Annotated in this window: 9 protein-coding genes; 4 read left to right on the top strand and 5 right to left on the bottom strand. The window is 24.9% G+C overall.

Annotation, left to right across the window (positions count from 1 at the left end; all coding sequences use genetic code 11):
- Positions 1 to 259 precede the first annotated feature (259 nt).
- On the bottom strand, positions 260 to 2,086 hold the full coding sequence (locus L988_RS13360) for a replication initiation protein (RefSeq protein WP_052191865.1): 1,827 nt from the start codon (positions 2,084 to 2,086) through the stop codon (positions 260 to 262).
- Between the two features lie 600 nt (positions 2,087 to 2,686).
- Here L988_RS13360 and L988_RS13130 point away from each other — a divergent pair.
- Together L988_RS13130 and L988_RS13135 are read left to right on the top strand one after the other, a co-directional pair.
- Positions 2,687 to 3,214, top strand: coding sequence for a PBECR4 domain-containing protein (locus tag L988_RS13130; protein ID WP_047384956.1), 528 nt, complete (start codon positions 2,687 to 2,689; stop codon positions 3,212 to 3,214).
- Between the two features lie 313 nt (positions 3,215 to 3,527).
- Positions 3,528 to 4,232: a hypothetical protein gene (locus L988_RS13135; RefSeq protein WP_047384958.1), complete on the top strand. Its 705-nt coding sequence runs from the start codon at positions 3,528 to 3,530 to the stop codon at positions 4,230 to 4,232.
- A gap of 73 nt (positions 4,233 to 4,305) precedes the next feature.
- On the opposite strand, the gene L988_RS13915 is transcribed toward L988_RS13135, so the two are convergent.
- The 3 genes from L988_RS13915 to mobC are packed head-to-tail and all read right to left on the bottom strand — an operon-like array spanning position 4,306 to position 6,144.
- Positions 4,306 to 4,773: a hypothetical protein gene (locus L988_RS13915; protein ID WP_047384960.1), complete on the bottom strand. Its 468-nt coding sequence runs from the start codon at positions 4,771 to 4,773 to the stop codon at positions 4,306 to 4,308.
- A complete protein-coding gene (locus L988_RS13145) occupies positions 4,745 to 5,884 on the bottom strand; it encodes a relaxase/mobilization nuclease domain-containing protein (RefSeq protein WP_047384961.1) in 1,140 nt (379 codons plus the stop codon). Before L988_RS13145 ends, L988_RS13915 begins: the two co-directional genes overlap by 29 nt.
- Positions 5,863 to 6,144 (bottom strand): plasmid mobilization relaxosome protein MobC, encoded by a 282-nt coding sequence (gene mobC / locus L988_RS13150; RefSeq protein WP_047384962.1) that lies wholly within the window; start codon positions 6,142 to 6,144, stop codon positions 5,863 to 5,865. The genes L988_RS13145 and mobC overlap by 22 nt, the downstream gene beginning before the upstream one ends.
- 259 nt (positions 6,145 to 6,403) lie before the next feature.
- Between mobC and L988_RS13155 the strand changes: the two genes are divergently transcribed.
- Together L988_RS13155 and L988_RS13160 are read left to right on the top strand one after the other, a co-directional pair.
- A complete protein-coding gene (locus L988_RS13155; RefSeq protein ID WP_047384963.1) occupies positions 6,404 to 6,652 on the top strand; it encodes a hypothetical protein in 249 nt (82 codons plus the stop codon).
- Positions 6,653 to 6,676: 24 nt separating this feature from the next.
- Positions 6,677 to 7,789 carry a helix-turn-helix transcriptional regulator gene (locus tag L988_RS13160; RefSeq protein WP_047384966.1) on the top strand — a complete coding sequence of 371 codons (1,113 nt, stop codon included), beginning with the start codon at positions 6,677 to 6,679 and terminating at the stop codon, positions 7,787 to 7,789.
- Here the strand turns inward: L988_RS13160 and L988_RS13165 are convergent.
- Positions 7,775 to 8,272: a Tn3 family transposase gene (locus L988_RS13165; protein ID WP_047384968.1), complete on the bottom strand. Its 498-nt coding sequence runs from the start codon at positions 8,270 to 8,272 to the stop codon at positions 7,775 to 7,777. The two genes, L988_RS13160 and L988_RS13165, sit on opposite strands and share 15 nt — an antisense overlap.
- Between the last annotated feature and the right edge of the window lie 228 nt (positions 8,273 to 8,500).

Below are 8,500 nucleotides of genomic sequence, written 5' to 3' on the forward strand. Positions count from 1 at the left end.
TAAAAAATATAAAATATTACTCTTAATTTTTAGAGTTTACACAAAATTTGAAGAAGACTCGATAAATTATTAAGGATTCATGTCGTTTTTGTCCTTGGGCACCAAATTTGCATTCTTCTCAATAAAATCAAAGGCTACTTGTTAGGAAGTAGCCTTTTTTTTAGTAATAAAATCTATAAAAACAACTTCCTATTAAGAGTTTTTTTAAAAAAATAGAGAACTGTGCAATGTTCCCTATTTTATTTAATATTCTTTAATTTTATATAATAATTTTCCCCTTATATTCTATCTCTATTTTTTCTTCTTTAGCTATTTTTTCCAATCTAGAAATTAAAGCCCCACCTACTAATTTTTTACCAGTTTTTGATAATAATTTATCTTCAGAAATATCTGATAGAGAAAATCTTTTCTTAAGTTCCGAAGTAGGTATACTTTCAACTGATGAATACTTAGTATCAATGCAATCAGCTATCATATTCTCAAAAAATTCTTTATCTAATCTTTTTTCTATTTCCATTCTTTCAAAAATTAGATTGAATATTTCTACAGTTTCAGCAATACTTTCATTAAATTTTTGTTCAACTTCTCCCAGTAATTCATAACCTGTATAGGTAGTTAGATGAACTCCCCACATTCCAAACTCACAAACTAATTGTTCTAAAAACTCATTTTCTTCCTGGTATTGATTTATTTTCTTTTGGTTTATCTTTCTAGAAAGAATATTTGAAGAAAGCCTTCTTATTTCTAATTTTTGTTCAGCTATATATTTTCTAATCTCTTTTGTTATTTCATGAATTTCATTCATATATTGTTCCTTAAGATCTCTTTTTCTTGCATATTCTTTAGCTTCAACTTGAGATTTTTCAGATAATTCCTCTATAGGTGGGAATGGTGGATTTTTATCATTATTATTTTCTATAATTTCATATTTATTTTTATTAGATATATCAAAAGCTTTTCTAATAAATGGATTGTGTGTTGTATTATTTTCTTCTAAATATTTTTTATATAATTCTTCATACTGCTCTATTGTAACTTTTTCTTTAATAATTGAAATTTCTATTTCTTGCGTCTTATTTTTTATAGTTTCCTCTTCAAAATTTAAAGAAATTTCTTCAAATGTTTTATCAAAAATATCTTCAATTTTTTCTGTTGGTTTAACTATAATTTTTTTCTCTTTTTTTTCCATTCCAGTTTTTATAGTTTTTATTAAATATTCAAGGCTACTTATATCTTGCCTAACCTCTTTGTAAGCCCATAAAAGCCCTTTTATAAGGTCATTTTCTTCAAACGTTTTCAATAATTCTTCAATATTATTAACTGTTAATAATTTTGCTAAAAATCTGTTTTTTACTCCTTTTTTGATGACTTTATCTAATTTTTCAGATATTTCAACTTCAATTTTTTCAACTTCTTTTATCTCTTCTTTTCTACTACTCCATGTAAATTTTAAATGAGTTACCTTTTTTCCAGTTTTTAATTTTTCTAAACATAAATCATTAAAATATTTTGGAAGTTCATCCATAATAGGCTTTAATACTCTGTCATTAAAATTTGATGTTGTATACTTACTTGGAACACCTAATATTTCTCTTAATACTTGGACCTCGTATTTCACGTTTTTTTTGCTCTCCCATTGTTTTAACAATTTAAACATATTTTTTGAATAAACACTTTTTAAACTCACAAAATCTACTAAATCAAATTTTGTAAATGTTCCTATAAGTTTATTTAAAATATATTCAAAATCTTCACTAGCTTTTATTATAATTATTTGTTCATCTTTTTTTATAATATATCTACTAAATAAAACAAAACGTCTTATTTCTTTTTCATCCTCATATTTTAAATTTAATTCTAACATTTTTTTATATACTCGATCTAAATCAGAATAAAATCTTTCAATACTTCGGTTTGAATATTGAGATAATTTTCTAAGATCTGAAAAAGAAAAAACGATTTCATTAGTTCCTTTATCTTTCATTTTTTGACAAATTGAAAAAAATAAATCTAATTCTTTTTCTTTGAATCCAGCAAAACTAACTTTATTCATATCATTGTGATATTTGATAATTTCTTTCCCCATTTTCCCTCCAAAAATAAAATGTTACAAAATGTAGTAAGATTCTCTGAAAAGCCTTTATAAATAAGATATACCACATTATTTATCGCAAGTCAATTTTTTGTAGTAAGTTGTGTTACAAAATGTAGTAAGTAATGTTACAGGTTGTAGTAAGGAATGTTACAAAATGTAGTAAGTAATGTTACAGGTTGTAGTAAGTAATGTTACAGGTTGTAGTAAGCAGTGTTACAGGTTGTAGTAAGTTATAGTATTCTAAGCCAATAAAATCAATATCTAGATGAAGTCTAAATCTTTTAAAGATTATTTAAAGAATAAAAGATTCTTTTAAAGAAAAGGCTCTTGATTTTTTTTGAAAAAAAGATTATAATAAAATTGATAACAATTCTATTGTTATCCGTGTTTTGTACGTTAACAAAGAGGAGTTGGTAGCCTTTCCTTTCTCTTGGGGACAATAAAAAAACAAGAATTAAAGTTTGATTATTATTTATTAATAATTGACTACTACCACAAAATAAAATATAATTTTATTATGAAAAAAAGTCGTAGTATAAAATCTATGACTTTTTTTCATATCTATTAAATTTTTTAGAGAGGATCTTGATAATGCTAAGAAAAATTATATTGGAATATGAAAAACATCTAAAGGGAAAAAAATTTAAAATAACATTAGAAACTGGTGAAATAATTGAGTTCCAAATTGCTAAAAAAAGATTAAAGCATTTATTAGGATTCCAATATACAAGTTATTCAACATTTCCAGCAGAACTTATTTATTCAAAAATTAAAAATAGAAAATTAACTTTAGAAAAATTACAAAAAGATAAAAAATTTAAAATTGTAGAAACAAGAATAATTAATTTTACAAGAATAATAGATTTATTATCGTTAAACGAAACAGATTTTATTATCGAGTTTAACAAAACTTTAATTGAAAATTGTGAGTTAAAATCAAAATATATAATTTACAAAGACAATTCTAATCATATTTTACACTTGGGATTAGCTGAAGATAATACTTACTATCCTGAAACATGGTTTATAAGAGATGAACGAACAAATAATATTGATCTATATATAAAAAATCAAAAAAAAATAAAAGTTATAAAATTTGAAATTATAACAATAAATTAAAAAAGGATTAACTTTTACAATGAGTTAATCCTTTTTTATATAATTTAAACCGCTTTAAATAGCTAAATTTAAGATTTCAATAGATTTTATGTTAAAATATATGACTTGAAAACACAAAGGGCCTTAAAATCGATTTTAAGAAGAATAAGGTATTTGATTTTTTATCTAAAAACTTCTTCAAAATTATTAAAAAAAATTCAATCGGAGAAGTTATAAAATTAGTAATTGACATTTTTCTGATTTTTTTATATTATAGGCTAATAGCCTATAATATAAAAAAATGGTCTAAGAATAAATATTTTCGGAGGTTTTTATGAGAATGCCTTTTACAAAATCAACTCCAGAAGGAAGAATTTTTTTCCAAGCATACAAAATAATTGAAGAGATCATAGAATCCAGTGAAATTATTGATTCTGTAAGTACTATTCACTTAAGGCAAACTTATAAAAGAAATTCTTATCTAGTTTCAGATGAAAATTTTTTTAATAGTTTATGTCAAAATCTTGTTGAGTTGGGAAAGCAGTACAAAGAAATAACTGGTAAAGATAAATTACCTAAAATTTTTATACCACCAATTTTGTATAAAAATGTAAAAAGTGTAACCACATACATAAACAAAGCATATTCTAAAAAAATATTAACTTATGATGATTATGCAGGAAGAGAACTAAAAAAATTACATAACGAATTAATGGAAAGTAAAGTTCCTCAAAGTCAAATAGATCTTGAAATAAAAAATCTTCGTGAACAATTAAAAAAACAACAAGAAAAATATAATGCAAAACTAGCAATTATAAGATTATCTTCTTGTGACTTTAGAGCAAAATTAAGAGATGATGAAAAAGAAATAAAGAGAATCACATTAAGGGAACAAGGAACATTTTTTCTTGGGAAACCTAAGTTTTATGAGCAGCCACCAAAATCTACAAGAAATGATTTATATGAAAATAGAAATGGAATTTATCAAATAAATGCTGAGGTTTACTTATCAGATTTAGAAGATCCTACTCTAATTTAATAGGTTGTTAACCTATAATATAAACGATAGAACTAAAAGAGCTAGTTTTTAACTTCTAGCTCTTTATTTATTTTTATTTAAATAAGTTATTCCAAATTGTTTGCCAAAATCCAATCAAATAAGTTGTTTCATCTTCCAACTTTTGAGGAACGTTTCTTTTTTCTGCGTCTTGGATGTATAAAGCGTTATCTTTTTTATCAAAATAAAACTTTGCTTCTCCCCTCTGAATTCTGTCTATTTGCATAAGCTTTTCATAAATTTGACTCTCTCTAACTATTAATTTTTTGTTATAATTAAGATTTGTTACCCATAAGAAAAAACCAATAATTACTCCATTAAGAATAAAACTAATCCCTCCAACTTTTAAAAGATTTTTCCAAAAGTTTTCTCGATATTTATCTCTGATATTTTCCAAAACATTTTTACTTTCAGTGTTAAAGTTAGTAACAATAGTGTTTGCATTATCTAGAACTTTAGTATTATCTTTAATTTTTGTTTCTAGGTTAGAAATATTAGTCAGTAATGTCGAAGCCTCTGTCATTAGGTTTTCGTTTGATTTTATTAGAGCTTCTTTGTTGTTGTTCATTTCTTGATTTAAGTTCTCGTTCGCTTTCTTCAGCCAATCGCTTTGACTCTCTTTCATGTCTTTTATCATCAAGGGTATTGACTCTTCTAAGTCCAAAACTTTCTCTAAAGCTTTCTCTAGTGATGATTCCATTTTGTTGTATTGCTCTATCATCAACTTTAGTTCTAAATCCTGTTTCCTGTTGGTGTTCTGATAGTTCATTAGTAGTTCTTTCAATTGGTTGTTTTCCTGTATTAACTCTTGATAACTCTGGTCTTTCATATTGCTTTCTTGTTTTAGAAAATTCATTTTCTAACCCCTCCTTACTCAATATTTCATGATTAAAAGTTTTACCTAAAGTATTTAATCTAAACTTATTTTTCTTTCCAGTTAAAATATTTTCTGAAACTGTGAAAGTAATATTTTTTTTATGATCTTGCCAATCTACTTGATAACCTTTTGAATCCATTTTTTCAATAAACTCATTTTTATTTTGGCAGCACTTAGATATTTCTAAAATTGAATTAACAAGATTTAAACTATCGTTTGGAACTTCTTTATTTTCTAAAGATTTTTTAAGAGCCATATATTGTTCTTTTTTCCAAGCAATAATTTTACCTTGTTCAGTTGTTTTTTGAGGTATTTCTAATCCATAATCTTTGTTAATTTCATTAGAAATTTCTTTCCATTTTTCTAAATCATTTCTTGAGCATTGGAATTTATGTCCGTCAACATAAGAAACTGAATTAACAATCATATGACAATGAATATGTTTTTGGTCTGTATGAACTGCTAAAAAAACCTCGTTATCTTTTATGATTTTATTACAAAATTTTTCTGTAAGTTCAAGAGCTTCTTCAGGAGTAACTTCTCCTTCTTTAAAAGATTGGACATAATGAAGATATTGACGCCCATTTTCTTTATTATAAAACTCTTTAGTGGTTTGAAAATCATTAAAGGCTTCTTTCCAATCATTAGAACAATAAATTCCTTTTGTTAAATCCGCTTTTTCCCCCACATATTCTAAAGCAGATTTAGCTCCACCACTTTTGGAACTTGGATTACCTATTCCTTTAAGGATTGCCATAGCTCATTCAGCTCCTTTTTTATAGCTTCTACATCATCAGAATAATGACTTTTTTTAGCTATTTGATTAAGGTTATTTGAAGCTATTTTTAGAGTTCTAAAAATCTCCTTTAATGTTGTGTTATATTCTTCAATATCTGTAGCCAAATTTTTTCTTAAAAGTTCTCTAAAAAATTGGTTTTGAGTACACTCCAAAACTTTGCATTGTTCTACTAATAAATTGTAATCATCTTCATCAAGTCTTACTGTTAATTTTTTCATCTTTTCAACTCCTTTAAAAGTTAAATAAAAAGTACCCATTTTTATAGGGGAGTTTTTATTTAACTTAATGGGGGGATTAAAGGGGGGCTATGCCCCACCTTTACAAGTTCTACTTTGACGACTAAAACGAAGTTTTTGACGGCAAAAGTAGTAAACTTGCCTTAGTAATTTTCACCCATAATTATATCAGATACTATTGACACTTGTAAACATTAATACTATACTTAGATTAATAAAAGTAAAAAGGGAGAAATTACGAATGATTGAAAATAATTTTAATGAGCAAAAAAAGAAAAAAACTATTGCAGAATTAAAAGAAGAAATTAAGCAACAAAAACAGAAAGTTATTAGAGAAGCAAATAAGAAAATAAAGGCTCTTGAAAAAAGAGAGAAAGAACAGAGATTAAAACCATATTTTAAATTGGTTGAAAAATATAGTGATAATATTTCTGATAAAGATTTAGAAACTATGATAAATTATATTGAAAGTAGATTTAGAAAAAAATAAAAAATTAGGAAGAAGGGATAACCTATGTTTTTAACCCCAGAAGAAAAAATTGTATATTTAAGAAAAAAGTATGAATTGACACAAAATGATTTGAGTAGTATTGAAATAAAAAGGCAATTTATAGGTATGATTGAAATAGGAAAAAGAGGGCTTACAAAAAATACGGCTGAAATAATTTGTAAAAATTTTAATTTAGCTTTAAAAAATAAGAATATTAATGATGAAATTACAGTAGAATTTTTACTTGAAACAAAAGAAGAACAAGCTTTAAAAAAATTATCTAAAATGATTGGGAACGACAAAACTAGAAACGATTTAGAAATTGATATTTATTTTTCAGAATTAAAAGGAAATAATCAGAAAAAATTTGCAGTTTTATTAGGAGAATTTTACTTAAAACTAAAAGAAATAAAGCTATCTAAAAAGTATTTTGAGATAGCTTTATTTTTATATAAACCATTAGAAAATATTGATATTATTTTACAATTAACTAGAATTTATTACTATTTAGATCAATTTAAGGAAACTGTGGACTTAGTTAAAAACTATACTTTTGCATTATTAAAAGATTCAAATGAAATAAATTTTAAAATTTTATATAATTATGCGTATTCCTTATATAAAATTAATAACTTTGAGGACTCTATAGATGTATTTAATAAACTTTTAAAGATAACAAAAGATAGTGATTTAATTTTTAAAATTAAAAATATGTTAGCTATTATTTATTATTCAAAATTAGGAAAAATTCGGAAGGCTTTAAATGTTTATGCTTCTCTTTTTGAAGTTTCTAGTAATGAAAATAAATTAGTTATCTACGGAAATTACTTAGAATTATGGTTATTAGCAAAAAAAGGAATAGATGTAGAACAAACAATTTTAGATATTGAAAATTTTTTGAAAAATTATGAAACAACTCCAAATCATCTTTTTAAAATATATATTTTATTAGCAAAATCGTATTACGAGTTAAATCAACAAGAAGATTCTTACTATTATTATATGGAAGCTTTAAAAATACCAGACAACAAATTTATTTTAATAGGGGTCCCGTCAGGAAAACGCGGAATAACAACGCTAAGGATTTTACTGACCATTGATGACCCCTTTATTTTCAATACTTTAATCTATATTTAGCTCTCTTAAAAATTCTAAAGAAGTAGTACAATCTGAATCAAATTTATATTCCCCTAAAAAATTAATATGCTCCCAAGCAAGTGGAGATATATTGCTTAACAAAGCCTCATCAACCTCTTCAATAGTTTTTAAATATTGAACAGCCTTTTCTAAGTAGATTGTATTCCAAATACTAATAGCATTTATAATAATATTAAGTGTACTTGCTCTTTGAAGTTGGTTTTGGATAGTCCTTTCTCTCAATTCACCTTGCTTTCCAAAAAAAATAGCTCTTGCTAAACCATTCATAGCTTCTCCTTTATTTAAACCTCTATGAATTTTTCTTCTTAACTCCTCATTTGATAAGTAATCTAGAATAAAAATAGTTTTTTCTATTTTCCCCATCTCTCTTAATGCTGTAGAAATACTATTTTGCCGAGAGTAAGATCCTAATTTACTTAATATTAGTGAAGGCCTCGCGTCGTTTTTTTTGTCTTTTTGCACCAATTAGCCTTTTTAGTCAATAAAATCAAGGGATATCAAAGTTTGGTATCCCTTTTTTATTTAATTTAGACTTTCTTACAGTTTATTTAAAATATTTATATCGGTTTTGTGAAAATATAGATTATGAGAAAATTTCTTTTAAACGATTTACCCCATCTATAATTTCTGGAATATCTGTAGTTGCAAAACTCAGTCTGAAATATTGATTTTTCTGATTATCTAAAAAGA

The sequence above is a fragment of the Cetobacterium sp. ZWU0022 genome (assembly GCF_000800875.1).
Classification (GTDB): Bacteria; Fusobacteriota; Fusobacteriia; order Fusobacteriales; family Fusobacteriaceae; genus Cetobacterium_A.